Origin of the sequence: Pedobacter sp. KBS0701 (assembly GCF_005938645.2) — a bacterium.
GTDB lineage: Bacteria > Bacteroidota > Bacteroidia > Sphingobacteriales > Sphingobacteriaceae > Pedobacter.
Genome location: NZ_CP042171.1, coordinates 5961812 through 5987346 on the forward strand (window position 1 = coordinate 5961812; position 25535 = coordinate 5987346).

A 25535-nucleotide genomic window follows, 5' to 3' on the forward strand; every position below is an offset into this window, starting at 1 on the left:
AACACGGAGGGATCGTATAGCTTGGTACTATCCTTTTTTCTTTGGCAAATCTTTATACTGGGATTATTTAGCATAGTTTTTCGTGCCATCCGTGTCTCTGTGCCTGAATGATTATTGAGTTAATAATTATTTATGTTCGTGGAGATACGAACCTTGGCTTAAGAAAGATCATTCTCTGTGATCCTCTGTGCCTTTTCTCCGTAGGCTCGATGGTTAAATAAAATGATCTTTGCGTTCTTTGCGTCTTCCCTTAGCGGTCTTTGCGGTTAGAGCGGAGAACTATTCCATAAAACCTACAGTACCGCCAACCCAATCAAAGTCGGCATTGTAACGGACACCAATCATTTTTCCTTTGCTTAACCTTGCCAGATTAATACAAAGTTGAGGCTCACCATTGTCAGGCCATAAATACATCATCCTGATTTCGGCCTTTACCCCACCATCCGGCGCCTGTACGGCTGGTTCATAGTTTACTTTCCGCTGCAGAATCCAGTTTTCAGGATCTTTAATATTGGTAATGTCCGCTTTGCTTACGTCAATAATAACACCCATGCCTGCGAAAGAAAATAATGGCTTAAGTACATAGTTTTCTAAATCACCAGGAATCGTTTTTACCTCATTTAAAAAACGTGTTTCAGGCACAAATTCGCTTTTTAGAAATGGCATGGTGTACTTGCTGATGCGATAGAACCAGTTGGGGTGCGTTACCCACTCCACATCGATTTCTTCACGTGGATCGAAACTGTTTTTAAAGATCCCGGTGTTATTTGCCACTTCGTCGAATATCAGACGGTTATAAATTCTTTTCAACTGGATCTTTTTGCCATTTTCTTCGTAAAAGAGGAATTTGCCTGCTTTTTTAATGTTTTCCAGTGCCAAAATTTTAATACCCAGCATTTTTTGGGTTACAAAAAAATCAATGGCTGTTTTTTGATTAGGCGCATCTACATCCATCAGGGCCACTTCTTCTGGCTGGTGGGAGCCAATAATAACTTCTTTAAGTAGTTTAATGTATTTTTCTTCGTTAAAGCCGTTTAAAAAATAATTTACGGAAGGATCTATATCGAAATTCGTTTTAAAAGTTTTTGCCAAGTGATGCTGAAAACCATATAACGAGGGGAAACCCTGCATTTCGATCAACATAGGAGTGAGTTCTCCATTTTTATCTTTACAAATACCGAAATCAAAGGTTAAAAAGTGTGGCTGCTCATTTTCATTAGGTACATTCCAGTCTGAAGGGATTGCCTTTTGCGTAAGTGCTTTAAAATTGGGTTGCTTAATCAGGTTTATAATTTCTTCTCCTGCTGCAATTAATTTTTCTTTTAAAGCTTTCGGAACAAAAACAGGTGTTTCTGCAACCCGGAAAGGAATTGAGGGATAGCCATTTTCCAATTCGGTAAGGAAGTTTTGAAACTTCTCTTCGGTAAACTGCTGGTTGTATTTTTGGCGTTGAGCAGGTATCATAGGTTTTTGTGTTTGATTTCTGTTGCCGAATCCGTCATTACAAAAGAGTGATCGTCCTTTCGACCGTAGTGGAGAAATCTATCGGCGATTATCATATACTTTTTTAATAGATTTCTCCATTCCGCTGCGCTCCAGTCGAAATGACGAATATATGCGAGAAAGATTGCTTCACTCATTCGCTCAATCTACCTCTTCAGTTCGCAATGACGACTGTTTTTGCAAATGCCTAATTGCTTTTTGTAAAAAATTAGGTAAAATAACACTTTGCGTAAGCACAATCCTTGCAGGATCGTCTAAACTGTTTAACATATCCAGGTATTTTTGCTCCCCGTGCATATCAACAATTGCTTTTTTCTTTTCTTGCTGAAGCAAGTACATTTTCATGCCCGCCGGATCGGCCTCAGGATGAAATTGTGTACCGATAATTTCATCTGAAAAGCGGATCGACATCATACAGCGTTCTAAATTGACATGTTTGCGTTCTTTTTCGATGGCCAATAATTTGGCACCTTTTCGCTCAAAAGCTGCAAAATCTGGTTCAATCACCTGCCAATCTCTGCTGTCGACCGAAAAGAAAGGATTGGTGATGCCGTTAAAAATTTCATCTTTTTCTCCGTATTCAGTTAAGGTAATCGGGAAAATACCAAAAGCATTAGACCGTCTTTCAGTTACGTTACCCAATTCATACTTTCTGCAAGCCAATTGAAAGGAATGGCAGATTAAAAAAGCATATTTTTTTCTTTCGTTTCTATAGTTAAAAGCTTCTATCTGATCTAAGAGATTAAAGAAATCATTTTCCCATTGTTCGCCTTTACTTTCAATCGGACTCCCTGGTCCGCCGCTAGAAATATATGCATCGTAACCAATGCCGGGCATTTCTCCTTTCTGCCTTAAGTCAAAAATATCAAAGCTTAAATCAATATTGTTTTCAATTCTGAAACGGGATAAAATTTCCTGAATTCCCCGCATACCCTGATTAGGTGCGCCGTTATTCATGTCAATAACGGCTACCTTAAAGCTTCTTTTATCCATTTTAATTATTTTGCACCTATAAGTGTTTGAGTGGTAATGTAATCTACCACGGCCTCAAAGTTACCAGTTTGCTGGTAAACAGCCAACTGTCTGTCTGCTCCGGTACCATGCTCCAGGATTTTATGCACATAACTAATGTCTTCGCGGCAGCCCAAATCATCTACTACGTCATCTACAAAATCCAGTAATTCTAAAACAAGGTTCCGGCAGTTAACTTCCATTTCTTTACCAAAATCTATCAAATTGCCATCAATCCCATAACGTGCAGCCCGCCATTTGTTTTCGTTGATCAATGCTCTTGAATAACTGATAAACTCCATATTCTGCAAACGCAGTTTATACAGTTTAGCACATAATGCCTGAAATAATGCCGTAAAAGCCATCGTTTCATCAATCAGCATTGGGCAATCGCATATTCTGAACTCTACGGTGTCAAAAAATGGATGTACGCGGATGTCCCACCAAATTTTCTTTGCATTATCCATGCAATTGGTTTTGATGAGCAGTTTTACATAATTGTCGTAATCTTCAATGCTGTTAAAAATATCGGGGATGCCTGTACGTGGGAATTTATCGAATATTTTAGTTCGGAAAGATTTGTAGCCTGTGTTTCGTGATTCCCAGAAAGGCGAATTGGTTGATAGAGCAAAAACGTGCGGTAAAAAATACCTTACCTGATTGGCAATATGAATGGCCAGCTCGCGCGATTGAAAGCCTACATGTACATGCAGCCCAAAAATAAGGTTAGAGCGGGCGGCCTCCTGCAACTCGTTAACGATTTCGTTGTAGCGGGGATGTTCGGTAATCAATTGTTTTTCCCAATGCGAAAAGGGGTGGGTACCAGCTGCACCAATTCTCAAACCCTGTTCTCCGGCAAGTTGCGATACGGTGTAGCGCAGTTGAGAAATTTCTTTACGTGCTTCTGTGGTTGTTTTACAAATACCAGTTCCAACTTCTACTACTGCCTGGTGCATTTCTGCTTTAACCTGGTCTTTGTGAATCTTTTGTGCAGCTTCTACAATTTTTTGGTCATGAGAAGTAAGCTCTCTGGTAACGGGATCAATTACCATGTACTCTTCTTCTATGCCCAGCGTAAACTCATTCATGTTAATATTGATTAGAATTTAAATCCCAATTATTTTTTTGCTGCTGCCTTTTTAGGCTTTGCGGGCGCCTTCTCTGGTGTTGCAGTTTTAGCCTTTTCTGTAGCCGTAATTTTCTTAGGCGTAACTGTTTTAGCCACATTTGATTCAGCTTTAGCTATTAGTGGTTTACCACCAACAGAGGCTTTAATGTATTCGCCCCAGGTTAAATTATCTTGTCCGTCTTTTTGTGCTTTAGCCCTTTCTATGGCATAATTGGCTGTGGTTTCTACAACCCAGTCAAAATTCTCCTGACCAACACTTTTAATATCTGCATCGGGGGCAGGGTTACAGAAATCGATTGCAATAGGCACTCCATCACGCACCGCAAATTCAACTGTATTGAAATCATACCCCAGGTATTTGCATAATTTTAAGGTGTATTCCTCAACTGTTTTAAGTAATTTCGGATCTGGTGATTTACCTTCTGTTGCATAGCGTAAATGATGCGGGTTGCGTGGATCATACTGCATAATGCGTACATGTTTACCACCGATGCAATAACACCTGAAATATTCTTCGAAAATGATTTCTTCCTGCAAAAGCATTACCAGTTGTTGGGTGCCGCTGTGTTTATCAAAAAAATCTTCTTTATCATGAAGTTTATAAACATCTCTCCAGCCACCACCATCGTAAGGTTTCATATAGGCCGGAAAACCAGTGTACTCAAAAATGGCATCCCAATCTAAAGGCATCGTGAGGTTCGAAAACGATTCTCCTGTGGTACCTGTAGGATGCTCACGTGATGGGATTAAGGCTGTTTTGGGCACGTGAACACCGATTTGTTCGGCCAGGGCATTGTTGAAAAACTTCTCGTCTGCACTCCACCAAAATGGATTGTTGATTACTGCAGTTCCGGTAATGGCTGCATTTTTTAAAGATGCACGGTAAAAAGGCACATCCTGCGAAATACGGTCGATGATAACCGAATAGCCAAGGGGTACATTCTGAAATATTTTGTCGATTTTAACAGCTTCGGCGGTAATACCTTTTTCTGCTTTTTGATTAATCCTTTCGATTACGGCTTCAGGAAAAGAACGCTCCTGTCCGAATAAAATCCCTATTTTTTTCATTAGTATATTTTAAATTTAATTGTTTAAGCATTATGGCTAATTGCTTAACTGGTTAATCGGTTAATTGTTTGATGATTATGACCTAAATCGACTCGGGGCTTAAGACTTCCGACTTTGGACTAAACTAAAGCTGTGCAATATAATTCGGAAACATCTCTCTCCAGATCGGCCAGTCATGGTCAGCATTTTGCCTGATATCCAGCCAATGATCGATTCCTTTTTTACGGAGAATTTCCGATAAACGTTCATTGTCCGGCCTGCACATATCGCGGTCGGTTGTACCCAGCACAATTTTCATATAATGCAGCTCAGGGTTACTGTTGTTCAGCAGATAATCAACCGGGTTGTTGAAATAAACATCATCGTTGTAAAAGCCGTCTAATTGACCAGAGATATCGAAAGCGCCACTCATGCTGAACATATGGCTAACCAACCAGGGATGCCTGAAAGCGAAATTTGCTGCATGATAGCCCCCGAAACTACAACCAGCAGTAATAATTTTACTGTGCCCGGTTTCCTGGCGGGCCAAAGGGGCAACCTCTTCAAGCAGGTATTTGTCGTACCAAATGTGGTTCTTAACCCGGTCTGCGGGATGGATATTTTTGTTGTACCAACTTAATTTGTCAACGCCATCAGGACAATAAATCTTAATTTTTCCTTCATTGATAAATCCCTCAACAGAATCTATCAATTTAAAATCCTTATTTTCAAAATATCGACCCATGCTCGTTGGGAACAGTAGGATAGGGGTGCCACCGTGACCAAAGATGAGCATGTCGATTTCGCCACTTAAATTCGGGCTGTACCATTTCTTATGTTCTTCTTTAACCATAATAAAAATTGAATAATTTAAGGTATAAATTAAAATCTACAATAAGAATAGTTTAAGCAGTAAAATGAATCAAATTAAGAGGGGATTGTAAAAATTGACCTATGATAATTAATAGTTTATGGAGATTTGTACCTTTGCACCCTAATTCTGAGGCGATAGCCGTGTGATAGGGGATTTTGATTATGAAGTACACCACAATTTTATCGGTAAAAGTTAATACCAGTAGCTTTAAAATACCCTCAGCTTATTTAAAGCGTGAGGTAGAAATAGATATTTATACGCCTGAAGGTATTTTAGGGAATGAAAAAATAGAGCTTCTTTTATTAAATGATGGGCAAGATGTGGCTAAAATGGATTTTAGCACGATTTTGGAAGATGCCCATCATTCCAAAAGAAATCACAGGTTAATTGTTGTGGGCATTAAAGCATCAGAAGATCGTTTAATGGAATATGGTATTGCAGGTATGCCTGATTTTAAAGGTCGCGGTGCAAAAGCTAACCTATATACTGATTTTGTGATTAAAGAACTTCTGCCTTTTGTTAGAAAGAAAATTGCGATGCCGGTTACTGGTAAAGTGGGTTTTGCAGGATTTTCTCTGGGCGGTTTATCTGCTTTTGATATTGCCTGGAATAATTCTTCTGCTTTCGATGTTATTGGTGTTTTTTCAGGAGCATTTTGGTGGAGAAAAAAAGATTTGAATGAAGGGTATACCGATGCCGACCGTATTATGCATCAGCAATTGGAGAATACTTTTACTAAGCCGGATATGAAATTCTGGTTGATGACCGGGACAGAAGACGAAAAGGCAGACCGGAATAAAAATATGATTATCGATTCTATAGACGATACCATTGATGTTGTTAAAATACTCCTGAATAAAGGCTACAAACGGCCTGATAATATCTTTTATTATGAAAAAGTTGGTGGTAAACACGATGTTCCAACATGGGAAAGTGTAATGCCAGCCTTTTTAGATTGGGCATTTGAGGTTTAGTGATAGAATTGATTAGTATGGTCGTCATTCCCGCGCATGCGGGAATCGTAATACAAGCGCTTTAAGATTCCCAATCGAGTTGGGAATGACGATCGTTCGCATGGCTATTTATACTTCAAAAAAATACCCGTATCAAATATTGTCCATAAGCAGCTTCTTTGATCACACGAATTAAGAGCCGCATTGGCCCAGGTATTGCAGGTTTTAAAAATGCTGTAACTTCCCTTTGCTTCATAAAAAGCATCGCCAATATCATAATGGATGTTCGATTTGACACTGATCAAACGGCCCGTTGCACCATTTTTGAAACTATTTAAGATATAGCCAATAAGTTGTTTGTATTGCGCACGGCTAATCATGATTTTTTTACAGCTGGCATCTTCCCGTATGTTTTTGTAATAGGTGGTGTGCATGGCCGATGTGCTTAGTCCGGATATTGCCCGTAGGCCATTGCTTAGTTTAAGATCTGAAAATTCGGGTGTTTCCAGGTAGAATTTTTTATCACCCCAGCCCATGGCCAGGTATCGGTAACTGCTATCGGCTTCTAAAGTATTCTGATAACTGATTTCTTTTGTCCAGTTCATTTCGGCGCTAACAGCCGGAACCACAATATCAGTGTGCACGCCATTGGTCATAATATATATGGCAACTTCTTTAGCATTTGTTGGATTGGCATTTATGGTAATACGCGAGCAGCAAAATGCAGTGAAGAAGTAAATCCCAATCAATGCGATAAAAACAATTAAAAATCTACCTGTATATTTTAAACTCCTTTTGTTCATTCCAATCTCCTTTCTACAATTAATACAAAAGTAGCATTCCTGGTAACCCAATCTACAGAATAATTTGCCTATCGATTTTATTGATACTGATATTGAAAAACATGATTTTTCACGGCTATAAGTTATCCCTACCTTGACAGCATGATAAAAGGATTATTTGAAACGCACATTTATGTAGAGGATTTAGAAAGATCAATCGATTTTTACCGCAATGTTTTAGGTTTAACACAATGCCACTATGAAGAAGAACGCAAAATTGCCTTTTTCTGGATCGGAAAACCGCAGGAAGCCATGTTGGGAATTTGGGAGAAACCAAAGGCAGAAATCGACATCAGGCATTTTGCTTTTCGTTGCGATGTGAATGATGTGCTGAACAAATCAGTTCAATTTCTTGAATCTAAAAATCTTCAGCCTTATAATTTTCTTAACAATGGAAATCACAAGCCAATGGTTTTCGCTTGGATGCCTGCCCTGGCTATTTATTTTAATGATCCTGATGGGCATGCATTAGAATTTATTGCTATTTTAGAAGGAAAGGCAAGGCCAGAGTTAGGTGTAATTTCTTACGAGGATTGGTTAAGCACATAATAAATTTCATCCAGCTAGCTTTGTCAAAGCTTCAGCTGTCGAACCTAAAAAATTAATATGTTTGCCCTTATTGCTCTCGTAAATAAAATCTTTGATACTTTTGCTTTGATATGAGCTAAAATAGCCAATAATTGCGAGGCTTACCCGGTAATTTGAAAATTTTTGAAGAATTTCTCCTGCTATTACGTTTTTCAGGTCGAAGAAATCGGGGGTGATATTTTGTTTGTGGATGATGATTTTATCAAAACCCTGGTAATATAGGTTCCCCAATAAGTCTAAGCCATCTGCTGCGTCATTAATAATAATTTCTTCCGAAATGACTTCTGCAATATTGATGTTGTTTATGGTATGCGTTTCAATTTTCATCTGTAATTATAAATTGGCAGGTGTTTTAATTTACCGCGGCTAATTTAAAGATTATGTTTTTTAAAACATTTGGTTCGAACCTGTAATGGATTGAAAAAAGAATTGCTCTGCCTTTCTATTTAAAAGTGAGATAATTGCAACATTATCATCGTATTAAATAGTGAGCGATATAGTAGAAAATCCATTTCTAAACACTATCTTTGCGCCAAATTTGAGGCGCATTTTATGCAAAAGATTAGAAATATAGCTATTATAGCACACGTTGACCACGGTAAAACCACTTTGGTTGATAAGATTTTACACTCTTGTTCTATTTTTCGTGACAACGAACAAACAGGAGAGTTGATATTGGATAACAACGATTTAGAGCGTGAGCGTGGTATCACAATCGTGTCTAAAAACGTATCAGTTCAATACAAAGATGTAAAAATTAACATTATCGATACACCTGGTCACGCGGATTTTGGCGGTGAGGTAGAGCGTGTTTTGAAAATGGCCGATGGTGTACTTTTACTTTGCGATGCTTTTGAAGGTGCAATGCCTCAAACACGTTTCGTAACACAAAAAGCTTTAGCCCTTGGTTTAAAACCGATTGTGGTTGTAAACAAAGTGGATAAAGAAAACTGTCGCCCGGAAGAGGTTTATGAGCAGATTTTCGAATTGTTCTTTAACCTTGAAGCAACTGAAGAGCAATTGGATTTTCCTGTTATTTACGGTTCATCTAAACAAGGATGGATGAGTACAGACTGGAAAGTACCAACTACTGATATTTTCGCTTTACTAGATGCGGTTGTGGCTAACATTCCACCTGCACCAATTAACGACGGTACTTTACAGATGCAGATCACTTCGTTAGATTATTCATCTTTCGTAGGTCGTATCGCAATTGGCCGTGTACACCGCGGTACTATTAAAGAAAACCAACCGGTTACTTTAATTAAACGCGATGGCAAAGTTGTTAAATCAAGAGTAAAAGAACTTTATACTTTCGAAGGTTTAGGTAAGGTTAAAGCTACTGAAGTAAGCTCTGGTGATATTTGTGCAGTTGTAGGTATTGATGGTTTTGATATTGGTGATACTATCGCTGATTTTGAAGCACCAGAACAATTACCGGTAATCAGCATTGATGAGCCAACGATGAACATGTTGTTTACCATCAATAACTCTCCGTTTTTTGGTAAAGAAGGTAAATTAGTAACTTCTCAACGTATTAAAGAACGTTTATACAAAGAGATGGAAAAAAACTTAGCTTTAAAAGTTGTTGAAACAGCTTCTCCTGATGCTTGGTTGGTTTATGGCCGTGGTATTCTCCATTTATCGGTATTAATTGAAACGATGCGTCGTGAAGGTTATGAGATTCAGGTAGGTCAGCCTCAGGTTATCATTAAAGAAATTGATGGTAAAAAACATGAGCCGATTGAAACTTTAATTGTTGATGTTCCGGGAGAAGTTTCTGGTAAAGTAATCGAATTGGTAACTCAGCGTAAAGGCGAGTTATTAATTATGGAGCCAAAAGGCGATTTACAACACTTGGAGTTCGAAATCCCTGCGCGTGGTATCATTGGTTTACGTAATAACGTTTTAACTGCTACAGCAGGTGAGGCAATTATGGCTCACCGTTTCAAAGCTTACGAGCCTTGGAAGGGTACAATCCCTGGTCGTTTAAACGGTGTATTAGTTTCAATGGAAAAGGGTCAAACTACAGCTTATTCAATCGATAAGTTACAAGATAGAGGCCGTTTCTTCATCGATCCGGGAACTGATGTTTACGAAGGTCAGATTATGGGTGAGCACATTCGTGATAACGATTTAGTAGTAAACGTGGTAAAAGGTAAAGCATTAACCAACATGCGTGCTTCTGGTACTGATGATAACACCCGTATTGCTCCGGCAATTAAATTCTCTTTAGAAGAAGCGATGGAATATATCCAGGCTGATGAGTATATCGAGGTTACACCGCAAAGCATGCGTTTACGTAAAATTTTCTTAACTGAGCAAGAACGTAAAGTTAAAGGAAAGCAATTCGCTTAGACCAATAAATCCCCTAAAGGGGACTTAAAAATAAAGATTAATATAGCCCCGATGTAAATCGGGGCTTTTTGTGTTTAAAAGGTTTGATCAGAGTTGACGACTTTAATTTTAAACAGGCCCCGAAAGGTGTCAACTCTTAAGTAATAATGATGAAATAATAACAGTTCTCCCAGGATTAGTTTGTGTTTAGTTAGTGATAAAAATGATGAGTAAAGCAGTTACATTACATTTTTTATTGTCAGTCCTTCTTTCCGCTAAATACCCGATGAAGAATCGGGTGATACCGCTCCAATAAGGTTTAGGTTCGTTAAGGATGTGGCAATAGGTTCCTTAAGTTTTGCTTATCTTGCCCGTGCAAAATTTTTATCATGCAAACTTACCTTCAATCCTTTAATATTCTTTCTCCGGCAGAAATTGATGTTTTTACAGCTAATGCTATACCAAGGGCATTAAAAAAAGGAGAATTCTTTATCACGGAGGGTAAGATATGTAAGGAAATAGCTATCATAAAATCGGGTATTCTGCGTTCTTATTATACTTCGGCCAGTGCAGAAGAATATACTTATTGCCTTACTTTTCCCAGTCAGTTTATGACGGCTTATTCCTCTCTGATTACCGGAAACCCAACCGTAGAGAATATCCAGGCAATGAGTGTTGTAGATTTGCTGATTATCAAAAAAGAAGTGATTGATGATTTAGCTGCATCCAGTATAAATGGATTAAAGTTGCTAAAAACTATAGCTGAGCAGCAATACCTGCATTTAGAAAAGCGGATTTTTATGTACCAGAAAGATGCGGCTAAACAGCGCTATCTGGAGCTTCTCAAAAATTATCCCGACTATATTAAAAAAATACCTGTAAAATATCTGGCGTCGTTTCTGGCCATTACCCCGAGGCACTTAAGCCGGCTCCGCAAAGAAATTATTTAAGGACATTTGTCTGCCTGTTGAGCAAAAGATCGGGGTTAATTTTGTGTTGTAATAATAGCAACATGAAAAATATTTTAATCCTAAACGGGCATCCACATAAAAAAAGCATCAATTTTGCCCTGGCAGAAGCTTATTATAAAGGGGCGGTGGAAGCGGGTGCCACGGTTTCATTAATCCACATTGGCGATTTAATTTTTAATCCTAACCTTGCTTTCGGTTACCAGCAGCGCATGGAATTGGAGCCTGATTTATTAGCGAGTTTAGAAAAAATAAAAGCTGCTGATCATTTGGTCTGGGTTCATCCTGTTTGGTGGGGCGGCATGCCCGCCTTAATGAAAGGATTTATCGACCGCTTGTTTCTACCCGGCATCGCCTTTAGGTACCGCGAAAACAGTGTTTGGTGGGATAAACTTTTTAGTGAGAAAACAGCCCGGATCATTACTACTTTAGACCAGCCCGCATGGTATTACCGCCTGTTTTTTGGTCGGCCAAGCGTTAACCAGTTAAAAAAAAGTGTACTTCAGTTTTGTGGGATAAGTCCGGTTAAAATCACCTACGTAGGAATCATTAAAAAATCTACACAAAAACAGAGAATAAAGTGGGTAAATGAAATACATAAACTCGGAAGTAGTTTGAGGTAAGTGATTATTCCTTAGTGTTATTATTAATCAGCTTAATGCTTTTTTGTCAGTAGTTTTTCATAAAACTTATAGGAGTAAAAAATTAACAATTTGATGGCAATTCGTTTTGGTGCAGACTTTAATTTTGCATTTTACCAAGCAAACAAATCGTCTCAATTATGATTAATAAAGGATTATCCAAGGTGGGTATATTTTTATTAAATATGCTCTCTCTTTTGCCGCTATTCATTTTATATAGATTGGCAGATGCTTTCTATGTATTAATTTTTTATGTTTTTGGCTACCGTAGAAAAGTGGTTAAAGAAAACTTGCTTAATGCTTTTCCAGAGAAAACCACTACTGAAATTTGTGCGATAGAAAAACGGTTCTATAAATTTTTGGCTTCACTTTTTATCGAAGTGATTAAAATGAAAAGCATCTCCAAAAAAGAGCTTAGTAAAAGGGTAAAATTCAAAAATGTCGATCTGGTTGAAGCTTACCTTAAAAATAACGAAAGCGTAATCTTTTGCTCATCGCATTATGGCAATTACGAATGGGTTTGTATGGCGATTGGTTTAAATTTCTCTGGCGAGCATTACCCCATTTATAAACCTTTGAGCAGCGATGCCTTTGATAATTGGTTCCTGAACATGAGAGGTAAATTCGGTAACCACATGGTGGCTATGCGCCAAACTTTAAGGGCGATACAGGCGAGTAAAAATGAGGCGACCATGTTTACTTTTGGAAGTGATCAGGCGCCTTCTAAGGACGAATCGAACTACTGGACTATGTTTTTAAACCAGGAATCATCGATACAATTGGGTGTAGAAAAAATTGCAAAAAAAACCAATCGTCCTGTTTTTTACCTAAAAATCAATCATTTAAAAAGGGGCTATTACGAAGTAGACTGTGTGCCGATCTGTTTAAATCCGGCTGAAACTGCCGAATTTGAAATCACTGAAATGCATACTCACTTTTTGGAAGACATGATCAAAGAAGCGCCGGCTTACTGGTTGTGGAGCCACAGGAGGTGGAAATATAAACCTGAGCAGAAAATTCATAAAGTGATGGCAAGGAATCAGAATGTGATGGATGCGATGGTCTAAATTACTTTTTGTATCCCTAACTTAAAATCTAACATTTTTGTGGCATAATTCTTTGCGTTGCTTTTTAATTTAGCAATTCAACTAATTCTGGTATGATTAAAAAGGGGATTTCCCATTTGGGAATATTTTTTTTAGGCGTATTATCTCTGTTTCCAATATCAGTTTTATACATGCTGGCCGATGGGGCTTATCTAGTGCTTTATTTTGTTTTCGGCTACCGTCGGAAAGTGGTGAGGGAAAATCTGTTAAATGCCCTTCCTGATCAACCATTAAGTGAAATTGTTCTTATTGAAAAACGTTTTTACCGCTACCTGGCTTCGCTGATATTTGAGGTTGTAAAAATGAACAGTATCTCAAAGGAAGAAATAGAAAAGCGTTTCATTTTTAAAAACAAAACTCAGGTTCAGGCCTATTTAGATCGTGGCGAAAGCGTATTGATCTGTTCGGCACATTACGGTAACTGGGAGTGGGGCACGCTGGGTATCGGACTCAATTTTCAGGCTGATCATTATCCTATTTACAAACCTTTAACCAACCCCGTATTCGATAACTGGTTTAAAAAAGTGAGGAGCAGGTTCGGGAATAAACTTATTGCCATGCGGCGGACCATGCGGGCATTGCAGGCCAGTAAAGGTACACCGAGTATCTTCAGTTTTGGTAATGATCAGGCACCTTCGAAAGATGAATCACATTACTGGACTACTTTTATGCACCAGCCCAGTTCGGTACAATTGGGGATTGAGAAAATTGCGAAACGTACTGGTCAACCGATATTCTATTTCAAAATAAATGTGCTTAAACGTGGTTTTTACAGTGTAGATTGTATTCCATTGTGTTTAAACCCGGCAGACACGGCTGAATTTGAAATCACCGAATTGCATACCCGCTTTCTGGAGCAGATGATTAACGAAGAACCCGCCTATTGGTTGTGGAGTCATAAAAGATGGAAATACAAGCCCAAAACGGAACTTATATTTAGCAAAAATGAAATGTTAAAACAGGCTTAAATGCTTATATTTTGAATGTAAAATAACCTTGTCATTAATAAGGGTATTAGTACATGCGTCTACCTCTTTACTGTAGTAGGTTTTCATAGTGTTTTTGATAATTTCACGACCAATATTAGACTTGTAGCATTTATTGTTTCGTATAAACATTATGATTTGATTTTTTAAATTTTCCATCAGTTCTAAATGTATTTGGATAGATTTTTGGATTATCTTCGGAGAAAAATCAACGTGTCCGACGCTAAAAGATATTTTTTTGCCTATTTTTTTCAAAAATTGATTGGGGATTCTCAAAACTTTTATTTGTTGGAAAGAATTGTCTTTTTGAATCTCTTCGAGAAATTTATAAAGGTTAGATATTGATATAAAATGGAAGCAATCTTTAAGATCTTCATTTTCATCTCTTTCTATAAATGCGATCCAAACCTGCATTTGCACAGATTTTTGTAATTCGAGCAAGGCGTTAATTTCAGAAATAAACAAAGCAAAAAAAGCTTCTTTGTTATTGGCACAATTCATTTTAGCTCTACATTTAACATCAAAGAGAATCGTACCAAGGTCTTTAATGTTCAATAAAAAATCTGGGCGTTTGGATTCGGAGTGATCTAATAACGTTTTTGATTTTTCTATGCCATATGCCCCCTGACCAATGTATAAATAAGGTATTTTGTTATCATCTAATAACTTTTTAAATTTAAGTTCCCCATTAAATCCAATTAATTCGTGCTTAGATAGAAAATCATTTATTTTAGCTGATTTATATTCTTTAGGTATAATATAGGTTTCTTGGTCTATTTTGACTTCGCTTTTTTTGAATTGAGTAGCACCTTTATGAATTAAAAGGGAATTTTCATCACAATTATATTTTAGATAGCTCATAGCTTTAATTATGGTCTGAAAGTGAAAAAATAATTGACTGAGGATTTTTAATCAAATACAAAATAATAAACAATTTTAACATCTAATTAATTTATTTAGATATCATTTTTAAACTACAAATGAAAACCTTTAAAAAGACATTATTAACCCTGATATATTCCTTCTTTTTATTGCTTTTTGCGCTCCTGCTCTGGAAACCATACCTCAGAAGGGTGTTAAGGTATAGAACACCCGGCGCCGAAACTTATAAAATTTTTCCACAGGAAGTTTCGCGTAAAAGTGATTCGGCTTTTCATTTTATCAGACCTCCAAGACAACGCGACGATCTGGATACGCTTCATGTATTAGATGGAAATAACCATTCTATTCCGTTAAAAGACTATTTAAAAAATGGACAGGTCAATGTTTTTATCGTCATCAGGAATGATAGTGTTTTATATGAGCGATATGATAAGGGTTATAGCGATAGTACCTTAACGAGTATATTTTCGGGAGCTAAGAGTATGATTTCTATTGCTATCGGTCAGGCATTGGCAGATCACAGTATTAAAAGCTTAGATGATAAAGTAACAAAATACATTCCTGAATTAAAATCGAACCCTGCCTTTGCCCAAATTACTTTAAAAAACCTCCTGGATATGAAATCAGGGCTTGAATTTCAGGATGCTTTAGGTGGGATTGTAAAGGCATTTTTCTCGGACGAAGCCAAATATTATTATACTGATAATATGAAGGCGCAGTTGATGAAAGTTAAACTGGTAAATAAGCCAGGTACGGTTTGGTTGTATAAAAGTATCGATCCGATTTTATTGGGCTGGGTTTTAAAGAAGGCAACGGGTAAATCGGTTGCGCAGTATTTTGAAGCCAATGTGTGGAAGCAGATCGGTACGCAATATAACGCCACCTGGGGATTAGATCAGGTAGACGGTTTAACCAATACTGCCAGCCGTTTCCAGGTAACCGCTATTGATTTTGCTAAAATCGGGCGTTTGTATTTAACTAAGGGGAAATATCATGGGAAGCAGGTTGTGCCGGAAGATTGGGTAAATCAATCTATAAATATTGGTGCTGAAAAACCAGCATCGGCAAAAGGCTGGCAAAAATCAGCTCATCATTACCTTTGGTGGATTCCGCAGGAAGGGGATAAGGGAGATTATACTGCTGAGGGTATGCTGGGGCAAAGACTGTATATTGATCCAAAAACGAATACCATTATTGTACAGTTCGCCGATCACGGGGCTGGTAATTATCCTTATAGGAAAATCAGCAGGTATTTAAGTGCTTTGCCATTTAGCTATCCTAGGTCTTAACCCCAAAGTGCACTAAGAAATTGGCGCAAAGGGCACATTACGATATAGAACTTTGCATACTTTGCGTAAAACTTGGTGTCCTTTGCGGTTAATTTTTTAAAATAGTACATTGCAAATACATGGAAAACAACGATGTAAAAATTTCAAAAAAGAAGCCGATTTTTCCGGTTACACCTGCTTTGCAGAAATATTTGCGCACTTACCAACGCGAAGCCAAATTGCCCATCGGTTATAAAGACCTGATGCAATTTAACGAAGCTTTTCCTTTAATGGATAAATTTGGTAAAGATTCGCTTTGGGAAGGGCCAATTTATGCGCAGGATTTAATTGAAAGATTGCATGATGGCTTAAAAGAAATTTATGCCAACTTAAAAGCATCGGGTAACCTACGGATTGTAGAGCATAAATACATCGATAAAATTGAATATTGCACCTTTGGAAATACACATCCCTTCCGCATCCGTATCGTAAACCGTTTAAATGATGTGTACGATTATTTCTATATTAAAAAAGCTGATGCTTCGCGCATTTATGGCCTGGAAATGGAAGAAATCCTTTCGCCAAATCAGGTAAATTACCTGGTTGATGGTGATACTTTGGTAGAAGAGCACATCGCAGGAATTCCAGGAGATGTTTTTACCAAAGGACAATTGTATACGCCAGAGTTTAATCCTACGCGTATTGCAAAAGAGTTTGTAAAGTTTAACGAGCGTTGTTTGATTATGCTTTTGGGCGATATGCGTGCTTATAACTTCGTGGTACAGATTACCCCCGATTTTGATGATATCCAGTTCCGCATCAGGGCAATAGATTTTGATCAACAGTTTTATGAAGGAAATTTAAAGGTTTACCTTCCACAGTTTTTTAAAGAAAATTTGCCTTATGTAAAAATGAGCATGGAGCAATTGACAGAGAAAACCGTATTACAGTACCAACAGGAAGAACGCTCGTCTATTGTGCACCGGGTAAGGAGTGAGCGTCATCGATTAACTGATCTCCGCGATGTTTCGAACAAAGAAGAACTCACCACACCGGAAAACATTGCTTTGCTAAAACAGGGCATGAGCGATTATTTTAAGGATAAGAATTATTTGCGCTGTAAAACCATGACGGATATTATTGAACTGAATATAAAAAATATCATCAGGCAGGTAAAGCTATAAGTGGTGTTGGATGTTACTATCAGACACTGAAAAAATCAAAATAAATTTATCCGTCAGATGGTAACATCTGATGACACAAAAAATAGCCCTAAAAGAAAAACGGCTGGCAAATTGCCAACCGTTTTTGAGTGAATCTAGAAAGAGCGTCCAAAGTTTTTAGGCATGCTGCCCTTCGTGAACACCTTCGGCAAATTCCTCTACAATTTTATCGTTAAAAGCAGGTAAATCCTTTGGTGTACGGCTCGTTACCAAACCTTGATCAACCACTACTTCTTCGTCTGACCATATCGCGCCGGCATTGATCAGGTCCTGCGAAATATTTTTTACTGAAGTTAATTTTCTGCCCTGCACTACATCTGCATTAATCAAAGTTTGTGGACCATGGCAAATGGCGGCAACTGGTTTACCATCGGCAAAGAATGTTTTTACAAAAGCCAGGGCGTCTTCGTTAACACGTAATTGATCTGGATTGATTACGCCACCTGGTAAAAGTAATCCGTTGTAATCATCAGCATTTGCTTCTGCAATGGTTTTATCTACATCAACTTCTATCGACCAGTGGTCTTGATCCCAGGCTTTTATTTTTCCACTTTTTGAGGAGATAATGTGAACGGTAGCTCCTTCTTCTTTTAACCTTTTAACTGGTTCGGTTAATTCTACTTCTTCAAATCCGCTTTCTGAAAGTACAGCAATAGTGCGGTTACTTAATTGTCCCATAATCTTTAATATTTTTAATAGGTGATGTATTAAAGACAGTTGAGGGAAATTATTGTTTCAGAAATTTGAGATTACTAGAAAATCTCAATTGTTGTTTTCTTGTCGAGTTCTTGAAAATAGAATGCATCAAAAACTACTCTGCTAACAATAGTTTTGATAAAAATAGCATTTTTAAAATTATCCAAACTATAAGTAAAAACTAGTGAATCAAGATGCTTTTCTTCTTTAAAACCGATTGATTTAAGTATAGTCCTGGAGTTTTTATCTAAGATGTGCTGTTTTTTAAGCTTTTTAATATTGGTAACTGATAACAAAATTTCTTTATCCTTGCGTTTAAACAATAGGGCCAATTTATTTTCTTTTTTCAAGTTGAAAATAAATCCTTCAATCTTCTGTTCTACCAAATCAAATATAGCATCATCAAACTCTTGTCCATCGTTAAAATAACCCGGTTTATAACTATTTAGTTGGTCTAATTTCTCGTCAATCTGAGCAAGCATGTGAGTTCTGTACTCATTAGATTCTTCCAGCTCACTTTTTTTAACGAAAAAATCGATTGTTCTTTTTAATTGTTCTTTTTCTTGTATATATGGATCAATTAATGATTTAATCAATGCAATCTGGCGTTGTATCCTATTTAGATTTTTAGAATTTATACGAATTGCTTTATAATCATTGTCAATCCGGTCTTCTTCAATTATAGACTCGATTAATTTTTTTTCCTGTTCATAGATAGAGAGTAGCTCGTTAATTTCTTCATTCATAAGCTAATCATTTGTCCTACGGTGTTTAACAAAATATAAGGCTAAATTACCTGCAATGATAATATGATTAAAGATATTCGGTACTAGGCCATAATATTTGTTGAAGATTTTAAACCGCTCTTTTAAGCTCTCGCGGTGTTTTTTCTTGCTCATGCCACCAACCAGGTATTTAGCTACGTACCGGTGAACATTAACGATATTAGATGCCTTTTTTGCTGCTTTGATAATCCAATCAATATCTGAACTATATTTATAGGTTAAGTCGTAAGAAGTAATAATACTGCGGCGGATGTAAATGGCCTGATGGCTTATATTCATGCCGTATTTAAAGCTGGTCCAATCAAATTCCTCGGGTGCTTCGTGTCTTCTGCGGCCAAGATTTTCCCATTTATCATTGTACATTTCCGTTTCCCCGTAGTAAATATCGGCACCGGGAGCAGAGGCAAAAACATCTTCTACTGTTTGCTCGTCATAAATCTCATCGCCAGAATTCATAAACAAAACATAATCGCCTGTTGCCAGGGCTAAACCTTTGTTCATAGCATCATAAATGCCTTTGTCGGGTTCTGATACGATTTTCGAAATCTGATCTTTGTAACGCTCAACAACCTGCAGCGTACCATCAGTTGATGCGCCGTCTATTACAATATATTCGATTTTTTTATAGGTCTGTTTAAGGATAGATTGAATGGTACGTTCGATATCGCGAACGTTATTATATACAATGGTGATGATTGTTAATTTGGACATGGGTTAATCCATTAGTTTTTTAAAGGTTTCAGCATCTGGGATTAAACCTTTAAATGCTTTAGGTAATGTTGCACTGGTTTTGTAGGTAGAAACACCCATTGCTTTGTTAAAATCGCGGAATGAAAATTCTACAATTTTGTTTTTCTTTTCTTTGCAAAGTATGATGCCGATTGATGGCTGCTCATGTGGTTGTTTAACATATTCATCAAGAGCAGATAAATAGAAATTCATTTTGCCCAGGTACTCAGGTTTGAATTTTCCGGTTTTTAGTTCGAAAACAACCAAACATTGTAAACGGCGGTTAAAAAACAAAAGGTCTAAGAAATATTCTTCGTCTTCAACAATTAACCTATATTGATTGCTAATAAAGGCAAAATCGGTTCCTAGCGACATTAAAAACTTTTTAATATTCTGTACTATTCCACTTTCTAAAACCCGTTCATCTTGCTCGTCAGTATCTTCTATATTAATAAAATCCAACAGGTATTCATCTTTGAAAGATTGTAGCGCTTTGTTCCTTATCTCTTCGTTAGAAATCGTTTTTAAAAAGTTATTCGGTAAACTGCCGGAGTTACTGAATGATTTATTTTTGAGTTGGTGCTTTAAGGTACCAACACTCCAAAATTCGATAGCTGCCTTTTGGATATAATATATCTTTTCTTCAACCGATTGTGAATTCTGTAGAATTTCAATGTGGTGGGTAAAACTGATGTTGAAAAATGTCTTTTCCAATTGGTCCGTCACTAACGGTCTAAATTCAATGTGCTCAATATCAATTATTTGTAATTGGTCCGTCAGTGACGGACTAATTAAGATTTGTTCTCTCCATGATTCGAAAAAGAACCTCATCCGTTTAATATTTGTGCCTGAAAATCCTCTTAAGCCTGGTAACTCTAACTGTAAATCATTAGAAAGATTATCTATCACTTTGGCGCCCCATTTCTCTTTTTCTACCTTTTCCGAAATGAATTTGCCCACTGTAAAATAGAGCAGCAAAAGTTCTTTATTTACTAAAGTAGCAGCTTTATACCGGCTTGATAAAATAGCCGATTTTAATGCCTTAATACTTTCAGAATAATTTGCGATGCTTTCCATTAAACAGTTTCAGTCGCTATAAATTTAATAAAGATTGACCAAAATTTTATTTGTATAAAAGAAAATAAAATTTTGCCAACCGAATTTTAAATAGAACTGTAAATTATTAAGATATTGAGTTATTTTGGCTGTAAATCAATCAGTGTTTCGTAAAGATGGATGTGTTCTGTGGCAATAACTTCTTCAGAGAAATCGGTTAAAATACTCAATCTTGCTGCTTTTTGGATATCTTCTTTATTTGGGCGGTGGTACAACCACTCGATGCCGTTTGCCAGATCTTCGGCATTTTGATACTCAGCCAGGTAACCATTATGCATGTGTTTTACCATATCCGGAATCCCTCCTGTGGTAAAGGCAACAACAGGGGTAGCGCAGGCCAGGCTTTCCATTACGGTATTGGGTAGATTATCTTCAAGAGAAGGTGTAATAAAAGCATCAGCTGCAGAATAACATTTCGCTAAATGGTCATCTTTATTAATGGTACCCAAAAATGTGGTTTTGAAAGGGAATTCTGGCATTTCGGCATTTTCCTTATTCCCGAAAATAACCAGTTCAATATTATCTTTTTGTATACCTGCCCTGCGCGAAAGAATTTCTAAAGCTTCGATCAAATAGGGGGTTCCTTTATGTTTGTCGTTTTTTGAAGGCATAAAACCGCTCATCAAAACAAATTTATGCGGATTGATCTTTAGGATTTTCTTGGCCTCTGATTTAACATAAGGTTTGAAAATTTTTGTTTCAATAGTGTTTGGAATTACAGTAGCTTTCCTGGTGCCCAATAAACTGCTGAACTTTACTGATGCCGCCATCCATTTACTCGGCGCCACAATATGAAAATTTAATTCAGTATAGGCTTTTTGTTTGCGTAACCAGGTTTTATGCGAGATATCGTTCTTCCCGCTGATTTTTAAAATCGGGCAATTGCCACATTGGTGATGAAAGTTTTCGCAGCCATAACGCACATGGCATCCGCCGGTAAAAGCATTGCTATCATGAAAAGTCCACACAATCGGTTTTTCCAGTTCATCAAGCTGGGCTAAAAATTTAGGATTAAGAAAACCGTGGTTTACCCAATGCAAATGGATAATATCAGCATTTTTAACGTCGGGATGGTTAATGACCGAACGGCCAAACCATTGCAAACTAAATGGCGTTTTTACTGATTTGCTCAGCCATTTTGCATAATACCTTTCGGATAAGATATTGTAAACGGCTTTTGCTTTCTGCAGGGGCGATTTGCTAAAGGTATCAATGTTTGGGTTTTGGCCAAATTTATAGTAAACCAATACTTTCGAATCGATTCCACTTGCCTTTAGGGCATCACTTAAACGCAAACAGGCTCGTCCTGCTCCGCCATTTCCATCGTAGGTATTTAGGTGTACTACTTTCAAATCAATCAAAAATACATTTTATTGTTTACGAATATAAAATCTGTTGCGTAATTTCATCCTAATATTTTTATTGCTTTTAATTGTAGGATGGAGCCTTTGATGTTTAGGTAATCATATTTGAACTTAATGATTATTTAAACATGACGACTTCAGGCATCCTAAGCCAAACAAATAAATCATGATCAAATCCCTGCTAAAATCGCTTGCGACACTCGCATTTTTACTGCCTATTTATTCATTTGTCCAAGGTCAGACCTACTTTGCGGCGTACCCTGCTTTAACGCCCGATGCGCAAGCAATAGTATTCAGTTACGACGGAGACATTTGGAAAGTTCCGGTAAAAGGAGGTGTAGCATCGCGTATTACCGCTATGCAGGGAGAAGAAATTAACCCGAAAATATCTCCCGACGGTAAGTGGCTTGCCTTTTCTTCCAATCAGTTTGGCAATTATGATATTTATCTAATGCCATTAACAGGAGGTGATATTAAACAGTTAACTTTTAATGATGCCAGTGATGAAGTAGATAACTGGAGCTGGGATTCGAAAACAATTTATTTTACGTCTGGCCGGTACAACTCCTTTTCGAGTTATAAAGTAAGCGTCAATGGTGGTACTGCTGTCCGGTTGTTTGATAATTATTTCAATACTACGCACCATATTGCCGAATCGCCAACGGGAGAACTGTTTTTTAACGATACCTGGGAGAGCTACCGTTTCACCAACCGTAAACATTATAAAGGTGCTTATAATCCAGATATTCAATCATATAACCCAAAAACCAAAAGTTACAAACGTTATACTGATTACATTGGGAAAGATTTCTGGACGAGTGTAGATCAAAAAGGCAATATCTTTTTTGTGTCGGACGAAGGAAATGATGAATACAACCTTTATACTTTTATCAATGGTAAAAAAACTGGTTTAACCAGTTTTGATACTTCCATTAAACGACCTTTTGTTTCGGCCAATGGAACTACAGTCGTGTTTGAGAAAGACTATCAATTGTATACCTATGACGTAGCTTCGAAGAAAGCTGAGAAAATCAATATTAATACCTCACGGAATCAGGTATTGAGTAAAGAGCAGGAGTACGATGTCCGCGGAAATATTTCGGCATTTGATGTTTCTACTGATGGAAAAAAGATGGCTTTTATTTCGCGAGGTGACGTGTTTGTAAGTGATGCTGATGGAAAGTTTATCCGGAAAATTACCAATAGCGGCGAACGTGCTTTGGAGTGTAAATGGCTGGCCGACAATAAAACAATTTTATTTAGTCAAACCACTAATGGTTATCAGAACTGGTTTACCATTACGGGTGATGGAAAAGGTGCTGTTAAACAGCTTACAAAAGATAAAGCAAACGTACGCGATATCACCTTGAACAAAACCAAAACCATGGCAGTGTATTTAAGTGGCAGGAACGAGCTTAAGCTCATGGATCTTAAAACTTTCGATGCTAAAACTATAGTGACTGACGAGTTTTGGGCCATACAAAGCTCAACGCCAGGTTTTTCGCCAAATGATGAATATGTGCTTTTCACGGTCTATCGGAATTTTGAACAGGATATTATGGTGCATCACATTAAAAATAATAAAACCATTAACTTAACCAATACCGGCGTTACCGAAACCGGACCGGCATGGTCGCCGGATGGAAAGTATATTTTCTTTACCAGTGCACGTACCAAACCTTCTTACCCAACCGGTATGCAGAATGCACATATTTACCGCATGGCCTTAAATAATTACGATGAGCCTTATCGTTCTGATAAATTCGACGATCTGTTTAAAGAAACCAAGCCAGCACCAACAGATGTTAAACCTGCTATTACTGCGCCTAAAAATGATAAAAAAGCAAAAGCAGACACAACTAAAAAGAAAACGGATGTTAAGCCTACTCCAAAACCGGCAAATGTAATTACCATTAATACGCAGGATATTTTAGACAGGATAGAACTGGTTGGGCCTTCTTTTGGAGGTCAGTATGGAACTGATGTTTTTGCCAAGGGCGATAAAACCTATGTGTTTTATTCATCTAACCATGAAGGAGGTGCGCCAGGACTTTACCGTACGACTATCGAACCTTTCGAAGCCAATAAAACCGAAAAAGTTGCTGATGGCGACAATTATTCGATTATCTCATCGGGTGATAAATTCTTCGTTTTATCACGTGGAGCAATCAACAAGTATTCATTAGAGGGAAATAAACTTGATCGGGTAGAACATGGTTATAAATTTACAAGAAACCTAAATGCAGAATTTAACCAGATGTTTTACGAAACCTGGGTGGGGTTGGATGAAAATTTCTACGATGAAAAATTCCATGGTGTAGATTGGGATAAAATGAGAACACGTTATGCCACTTATTTGCCTTATGTAAACAACCGGAGCGATTTAAGGATTTTATTGAATGATATGCTTGGAGAGCTTAATTCTTCGCACATGGGTTTTAATAGTGCAGGTGCAGAGGAACGCAAAAACCTTAATTACATTACCAATGAAACAGGGATCATCTTCGATAACGAAAACCCTTTAAAGGTAGAACGTATTGCTGCTAAAAGTAATGCTGCCCGTACCGGAACAAATATTTTAGCTGGGGATATTTTAACAGAAGTGAACGGCGTTAAGGTAGATGAAAAAATAGACCGTGATTATTATTTCAGTAAGCCATCATTGGATCGGGAAATGACGTTAACATTTAAACGCAATGGAAAAGATGTTTATGTAAATGTACACCCTGAAAGTTCTGGCACTTTGCGCGGAAACCTTTACGATGAGTGGATTAGCCAGAACCATAAAAATGTAGACAAATGGAGCAACAACCGCATAGCTTATTCTTATATGAAAAATATGGGTAGTGGCGAGCTGGAAACTTTCCTTTTGGATATGGTTGCACAAGAAGAAAATAAGGAAGCCATTATTCTTGATCTACGGTACAATACTGGCGGAAACGTGCATGATGATGTGTTGAAATTCCTTTCTCAGCGTCCTTACCTCCAGTGGAAATACCGTGGCGGTAAACTGGCGCCTCAAAGTAATTTTGGTCCTGCAGCAAAACCGATTGTACTTCTCATTAACGAACAATCTTTAAGTGATGCCGAAATGACGGCCGCAGGTTTTAAACAACTAAAACTGGGAAAAATTATTGGTACGGAAACTTACCGCTGGATTATTTTTACCTCTGCCAAAGGTTTGGTTGATGGTTCTTCTTACCGTTTACCATCATGGGGCTGCTATACCATGGATGGGAAAAATATTGAGAAAGAAGGTGTTAAGCCAGATATCTTCGTTAAAAACACTTTCGAAGATCGCCTGGCCGATAAAGATCCTCAACTCGAAAAAGCAGTGGCTGAGATTTTGAAAGACCTGAAGTAGGGGTAATCTTAAAACGATTGTTTTATTGTTGGATTGTTAATATTGTTGGCAACCGACATAAAATATATAGGCCTGTTTGCTAAATTAGCAATAAAAAAAATAACAATCCAGCAATATAGGCCA

23 protein-coding genes are annotated in these 25535 nt (G+C 37.5%); 10 read left to right on the forward strand and 13 right to left on the reverse strand.

The window, feature by feature from the left end:
- Positions 1-279 precede the first annotated feature (279 nt).
- The 5 genes from FFJ24_RS24275 to FFJ24_RS24295 all read right to left on the reverse strand — a co-directional run bounded on the left by FFJ24_RS24275 (position 280) and on the right by FFJ24_RS24295 (position 5543).
- Complete coding sequence (locus FFJ24_RS24275) at positions 280-1464, reverse strand: hypothetical protein (protein WP_138819676.1); 1185 nt, start codon at positions 1462-1464, stop codon at positions 280-282.
- 180 nt (positions 1465-1644) lie between these two features.
- Positions 1645-2496 carry a type 1 glutamine amidotransferase gene (locus tag FFJ24_RS24280; protein WP_138819677.1) on the reverse strand — a complete coding sequence of 284 codons (852 nt, stop codon included), beginning with the start codon at positions 2494-2496 and terminating at the stop codon, positions 1645-1647.
- Between the two features lie 5 nt (positions 2497-2501).
- Entirely contained in the window at positions 2502-3602 is a 1101-nt protein-coding gene (locus tag FFJ24_RS24285; protein WP_138819678.1) for a carboxylate-amine ligase, read from the reverse strand.
- A gap of 29 nt (positions 3603-3631) precedes the next feature.
- Positions 3632-4711 (reverse strand): RimK family alpha-L-glutamate ligase, encoded by a 1080-nt coding sequence (locus FFJ24_RS24290; protein WP_138819679.1) that lies wholly within the window; start codon positions 4709-4711, stop codon positions 3632-3634.
- Between the two features lie 124 nt (positions 4712-4835).
- Entirely contained in the window at positions 4836-5543 is a 708-nt protein-coding gene (locus FFJ24_RS24295) for an esterase family protein (protein ID WP_138819680.1), read from the reverse strand.
- A 182-nt stretch (positions 5544-5725) separates the two neighbouring features.
- On the opposite strand from FFJ24_RS24295, the gene FFJ24_RS24300 reads away from it, so the two are divergent.
- Entirely contained in the window at positions 5726-6538 is an 813-nt protein-coding gene (locus FFJ24_RS24300) for an esterase family protein (RefSeq protein WP_138819681.1), read from the forward strand.
- Positions 6539-6642: 104 nt separating this feature from the next.
- On the opposite strand, the gene FFJ24_RS24305 is transcribed toward FFJ24_RS24300, so the two are convergent.
- Positions 6643-7320, reverse strand: coding sequence for a TIGR02117 family protein (locus FFJ24_RS24305; protein WP_138819682.1), 678 nt, complete (start codon positions 7318-7320; stop codon positions 6643-6645).
- A gap of 141 nt (positions 7321-7461) precedes the next feature.
- Between FFJ24_RS24305 and FFJ24_RS24310 the strand changes: the two genes are divergently transcribed.
- The gene (locus tag FFJ24_RS24310) at positions 7462-7908 is read left to right on the forward strand and encodes a VOC family protein (RefSeq protein WP_138819683.1); all 447 of its coding nucleotides are present in this window, start codon (positions 7462-7464) and stop codon (positions 7906-7908) included.
- A gap of 6 nt (positions 7909-7914) precedes the next feature.
- Here the strand turns inward: FFJ24_RS24310 and FFJ24_RS24315 are convergent, their stop codons facing one another.
- Entirely contained in the window at positions 7915-8274 is a 360-nt protein-coding gene (locus FFJ24_RS24315) for a DUF4180 domain-containing protein (RefSeq protein WP_138819684.1), read from the reverse strand.
- Positions 8275-8499: 225 nt separating this feature from the next.
- On the opposite strand from FFJ24_RS24315, the gene typA reads away from it, so the two are divergent.
- The 5 genes from typA (at position 8500) to FFJ24_RS24340 (ending at position 13967) form a co-directional block, all read left to right on the forward strand.
- Entirely contained in the window at positions 8500-10305 is a 1806-nt protein-coding gene (typA, locus tag FFJ24_RS24320; protein WP_138819685.1) for a translational GTPase TypA, read from the forward strand.
- Positions 10306-10673: 368 nt separating this feature from the next.
- Positions 10674-11234 (forward strand): Crp/Fnr family transcriptional regulator, encoded by a 561-nt coding sequence (locus FFJ24_RS24325; RefSeq protein ID WP_138819686.1) that lies wholly within the window; start codon positions 10674-10676, stop codon positions 11232-11234.
- A gap of 62 nt (positions 11235-11296) precedes the next feature.
- Complete coding sequence (locus FFJ24_RS24330) at positions 11297-11875, forward strand: NAD(P)H-dependent oxidoreductase (protein ID WP_138819687.1); 579 nt, start codon at positions 11297-11299, stop codon at positions 11873-11875.
- Between the two features lie 158 nt (positions 11876-12033).
- Positions 12034-12960, forward strand: a complete 927-nt coding sequence (locus tag FFJ24_RS24335; RefSeq protein ID WP_138819688.1) for a lysophospholipid acyltransferase family protein — start codon at positions 12034-12036, stop codon at positions 12958-12960.
- A gap of 92 nt (positions 12961-13052) precedes the next feature.
- Entirely contained in the window at positions 13053-13967 is a 915-nt protein-coding gene (locus FFJ24_RS24340; RefSeq protein ID WP_138819689.1) for a lysophospholipid acyltransferase family protein, read from the forward strand.
- Here FFJ24_RS24340 and FFJ24_RS24345 read toward each other — a convergent pair.
- Entirely contained in the window at positions 13953-14846 is an 894-nt protein-coding gene (locus FFJ24_RS24345) for a hypothetical protein (protein WP_138819690.1), read from the reverse strand. The two genes, FFJ24_RS24340 and FFJ24_RS24345, sit on opposite strands and share 15 nt — an antisense overlap.
- Before the next feature lie 119 nt (positions 14847-14965).
- On the opposite strand from FFJ24_RS24345, the gene FFJ24_RS24350 reads away from it, so the two are divergent.
- Together FFJ24_RS24350 and FFJ24_RS24355 are read left to right on the forward strand one after the other, a co-directional pair.
- Positions 14966-16156 carry a serine hydrolase gene (locus FFJ24_RS24350; RefSeq protein ID WP_138819691.1) on the forward strand — a complete coding sequence of 397 codons (1191 nt, stop codon included), beginning with the start codon at positions 14966-14968 and terminating at the stop codon, positions 16154-16156.
- A gap of 119 nt (positions 16157-16275) precedes the next feature.
- A complete protein-coding gene (locus FFJ24_RS24355; protein WP_138819692.1) occupies positions 16276-17319 on the forward strand; it encodes a hypothetical protein in 1044 nt (347 codons plus the stop codon).
- 156 nt (positions 17320-17475) lie between these two features.
- Here the strand turns inward: FFJ24_RS24355 and FFJ24_RS24360 are convergent, their stop codons facing one another.
- The 5 genes from FFJ24_RS24360 to FFJ24_RS24380 form a co-directional block, all read right to left on the reverse strand.
- Entirely contained in the window at positions 17476-18036 is a 561-nt protein-coding gene (locus FFJ24_RS24360; RefSeq protein ID WP_121284244.1) for a type 1 glutamine amidotransferase domain-containing protein, read from the reverse strand.
- 74 nt (positions 18037-18110) lie between these two features.
- On the reverse strand, positions 18111-18800 hold the full coding sequence (locus FFJ24_RS24365; protein ID WP_138819693.1) for a hypothetical protein: 690 nt from the start codon (positions 18798-18800) through the stop codon (positions 18111-18113).
- Between the two features lie 3 nt (positions 18801-18803).
- Positions 18804-19550 (reverse strand): glycosyltransferase family 2 protein, encoded by a 747-nt coding sequence (locus FFJ24_RS24370; RefSeq protein WP_138819694.1) that lies wholly within the window; start codon positions 19548-19550, stop codon positions 18804-18806.
- Between the two features lie 3 nt (positions 19551-19553).
- A complete protein-coding gene (locus tag FFJ24_RS24375) occupies positions 19554-20645 on the reverse strand; it encodes a YhcG family protein (RefSeq protein ID WP_138819695.1) in 1092 nt (363 codons plus the stop codon).
- 119 nt (positions 20646-20764) lie between these two features.
- Positions 20765-22045 carry a glycosyltransferase family 4 protein gene (locus tag FFJ24_RS24380; protein WP_138819696.1) on the reverse strand — a complete coding sequence of 427 codons (1281 nt, stop codon included), beginning with the start codon at positions 22043-22045 and terminating at the stop codon, positions 20765-20767.
- A 169-nt stretch (positions 22046-22214) separates the two neighbouring features.
- Here FFJ24_RS24380 and FFJ24_RS24385 point away from each other — a divergent pair, with 169 nt between their 5' ends.
- A complete protein-coding gene (locus tag FFJ24_RS24385) occupies positions 22215-25412 on the forward strand; it encodes a S41 family peptidase (protein WP_138819697.1) in 3198 nt (1065 codons plus the stop codon).
- The last annotated feature ends 123 nt before the right edge of the window (positions 25413-25535 follow it).

Bases quoted from the DNA above. Each gene is read 5' to 3' on its own strand.
- FFJ24_RS24275 (WP_138819676.1), bottom strand. From the start codon at position 1,464: ATGATACCTGCTCAACGCCAAAAATACAACCAGCAGTTTACCGAAGAG.
- FFJ24_RS24280 (WP_138819677.1), bottom strand. From the start codon at position 2,496: ATGGATAAAAGAAGCTTTAAGGTAGCCGTTATTGACATGAATAACGGC.
- FFJ24_RS24285 (WP_138819678.1), bottom strand. From the start codon at position 3,602: ATGAATGAGTTTACGCTGGGCATAGAAGAAGAGTACATGGTAATTGAT.
- FFJ24_RS24290 (WP_138819679.1), bottom strand. From the start codon at position 4,711: ATGAAAAAAATAGGGATTTTATTCGGACAGGAGCGTTCTTTTCCTGAA.
- FFJ24_RS24295 (WP_138819680.1), bottom strand. From the start codon at position 5,543: ATGGTTAAAGAAGAACATAAGAAATGGTACAGCCCGAATTTAAGTGGC.
- FFJ24_RS24300 (WP_138819681.1), top strand. From the start codon at position 5,726: ATGAAGTACACCACAATTTTATCGGTAAAAGTTAATACCAGTAGCTTT.
- FFJ24_RS24305 (WP_138819682.1), bottom strand. From the start codon at position 7,320: ATGAACAAAAGGAGTTTAAAATATACAGGTAGATTTTTAATTGTTTTT.
- FFJ24_RS24310 (WP_138819683.1), top strand. From the start codon at position 7,462: ATGATAAAAGGATTATTTGAAACGCACATTTATGTAGAGGATTTAGAA.
- FFJ24_RS24315 (WP_138819684.1), bottom strand. From the start codon at position 8,274: ATGAAAATTGAAACGCATACCATAAACAACATCAATATTGCAGAAGTC.
- typA (WP_138819685.1), top strand. From the start codon at position 8,500: ATGCAAAAGATTAGAAATATAGCTATTATAGCACACGTTGACCACGGT.
- FFJ24_RS24325 (WP_138819686.1), top strand. From the start codon at position 10,674: ATGCAAACTTACCTTCAATCCTTTAATATTCTTTCTCCGGCAGAAATT.
- FFJ24_RS24330 (WP_138819687.1), top strand. From the start codon at position 11,297: ATGAAAAATATTTTAATCCTAAACGGGCATCCACATAAAAAAAGCATC.
- FFJ24_RS24335 (WP_138819688.1), top strand. From the start codon at position 12,034: ATGATTAATAAAGGATTATCCAAGGTGGGTATATTTTTATTAAATATG.
- FFJ24_RS24340 (WP_138819689.1), top strand. From the start codon at position 13,053: ATGATTAAAAAGGGGATTTCCCATTTGGGAATATTTTTTTTAGGCGTA.
- FFJ24_RS24345 (WP_138819690.1), bottom strand. From the start codon at position 14,846: ATGAGCTATCTAAAATATAATTGTGATGAAAATTCCCTTTTAATTCAT.
- FFJ24_RS24350 (WP_138819691.1), top strand. From the start codon at position 14,966: ATGAAAACCTTTAAAAAGACATTATTAACCCTGATATATTCCTTCTTT.
- FFJ24_RS24355 (WP_138819692.1), top strand. From the start codon at position 16,276: ATGGAAAACAACGATGTAAAAATTTCAAAAAAGAAGCCGATTTTTCCG.
- FFJ24_RS24360 (WP_121284244.1), bottom strand. From the start codon at position 18,036: ATGGGACAATTAAGTAACCGCACTATTGCTGTACTTTCAGAAAGCGGA.
- FFJ24_RS24365 (WP_138819693.1), bottom strand. From the start codon at position 18,800: ATGAATGAAGAAATTAACGAGCTACTCTCTATCTATGAACAGGAAAAA.
- FFJ24_RS24370 (WP_138819694.1), bottom strand. From the start codon at position 19,550: ATGTCCAAATTAACAATCATCACCATTGTATATAATAACGTTCGCGAT.
- FFJ24_RS24375 (WP_138819695.1), bottom strand. From the start codon at position 20,645: ATGGAAAGCATCGCAAATTATTCTGAAAGTATTAAGGCATTAAAATCG.
- FFJ24_RS24385 (WP_138819697.1), top strand. From the start codon at position 22,215: ATGATCAAATCCCTGCTAAAATCGCTTGCGACACTCGCATTTTTACTG.